This is a genomic window from Psychrobacter sp. TB20-MNA-CIBAN-0197 (genome assembly GCF_040309765.1).
In the GTDB taxonomy this organism is placed as follows: Bacteria; Pseudomonadota; Gammaproteobacteria; order Pseudomonadales; family Moraxellaceae; genus Psychrobacter; species Psychrobacter submarinus.
In genome coordinates, this window is sequence record NZ_JBEOPC010001031.1 from 1 (window position 1) to 253 (window position 253).

General features: G+C 46.2%; 1 protein-coding gene. It reads left to right on the forward strand.

All coding sequences use genetic code 11. From position 1 onward, the window contains the following. The coding region (locus AAEY83_RS17030; protein WP_351061018.1) for an aldehyde dehydrogenase family protein at positions 1–253 on the forward strand (253 nt) is incomplete at both ends.

Below are 253 nucleotides of genomic sequence, written 5' to 3' on the forward strand. Positions count from 1 at the left end.
GTATAACTTTCCGGGTCACTTACCTAATGGACACATTGTGCCAGCGCTTTTAGCAGGTAACACAGTGGTATTTAAACCGTCTGAACTGACTCCTAAAGTTGCCGAGCTTACGCTTAAACTGTGGGAAAAAGCAGGCTTACCAGCCGGTGTAATCAACCTCGTTCAAGGTGAAGTAGAAACGGGTAAAGCCCTTGCTGCTCACAAAGGGATTGATGGCTTGTTCTTTACGGGTTCTTCGCGTACTGGTCATATT